We start from the raw sequence: 1,229 nt of genomic DNA, 5'->3' as shown, positions 1-1,229 counted from the left end.
TTTTTCCATATGGTAAATTAGTTCCTTATTTATTTTATTTCATTTTCAATCGTGTAAGGCTTGGGGCTAAGGTTTACAAAGGTGACTAGTAAAAAATATAACAATATAAGTATAAGATTTTGTACTTAGTAATCTCGCGATTTAAGGCATGACATTGGATAAGTGTGGGGAGTTCAATCGATTTTGAATAAAATCAATAGTATCAGTTGCAATTTTTTTACTTTTAAGAACGATCCCGGCATGCCCACATTTATAAATATATCGTGGAGGTCTTTCCCAAGATTCCCACAAGTAGTCTGTATCCTCAGAATGCACATATAGATCATGCTTACCTGAAATTAATAAAATATTTTCTTTTTTTACTTTTGGCAATGCTTGACTCGGTTCAGTGATTTTCCAATAATCTATTAAATCATCATACGTAACACCATGATGTTCCAAGTCTTCTCTAATAAATTTACCAGGAGTTGTATTCCAAATCGAATAAGAAAGTCGATTTGCATAGAAAATGGATGCTAACACATCAATTTCTTCTTCAACAAGAGAGGTTAAGTTAGTAATAAATCCGCCTAAACTAATTCCTATTAGAATGAGGGGCCCCTTTTTATTTGCTTTAATCCATTTAATCAAAGCTCGTAAATCAGCTACCGCTTGTCTAGTTGCTTGTAATGTTCGTTCAATATTTGCACTTACCATATACTCTCCACTGAATAAGGATTGATCGGGTTTTCTTTCAAAATGATAGGGTAGAGTGAAATAATACATATTCCACTTCAGGCTGGTCATATGATCGTGGAATATTTTTTTCACACGTTCGTTAGAATCCATTCTCCAACCGTGAACAAAGATAACATGAGGTGCATTTTCATTTTCATGTAAGAATAATTCCCCAGTTACAGAGTCGTTGTGTGAATCACCGGATTGAACCGAACTTTTATAGTTGAATTGCCCAATCATGTATTCATTTTCCTGCTTTGAATGCTTAATGTCAAAATGAAAATGTGATGGTTTTACTTTATAAAAAGATTCTATGTTCTTTATATTTAATGAAGTGTTAGAAAGGGAAGTAAACTGAAACGCTACACTTCTTTTTTTGTGTAAATCATATAAGGCGTACCGATCAATGAGTTTTGAAAAAATCAAATTAACCTCCTCCAAAATACATATTGTTTAAAACATAGACAAAATTTATGTTTTAAATTAATTAGGAAATATTCTCTTTTCCTAAT

General features: G+C 32.0%; 1 protein-coding gene. It reads right to left on the bottom strand.

Annotation, left to right across the window (positions count from 1 at the left end):
* Positions 1–141: 141 nt before the first annotated feature.
* Positions 142–1,143 carry an alpha/beta hydrolase gene (locus ACQGSG_RS29030; RefSeq protein ID WP_426948758.1) on the bottom strand — a complete coding sequence of 334 codons (1,002 nt, stop codon included), beginning with the start codon at positions 1,141–1,143 and terminating at the stop codon, positions 142–144.
* Between the last annotated feature and the right edge of the window lie 86 nt (positions 1,144–1,229).

This window comes from Bacillus sp. GMa5/1 (genome assembly GCF_050172015.1).
Classification (GTDB): domain Bacteria; phylum Bacillota; class Bacilli; order Bacillales; family Bacillaceae_G; genus Bacillus_A; species Bacillus_A cereus.
This window is presented reverse-complemented; position numbering and strand designations above follow the sequence as displayed.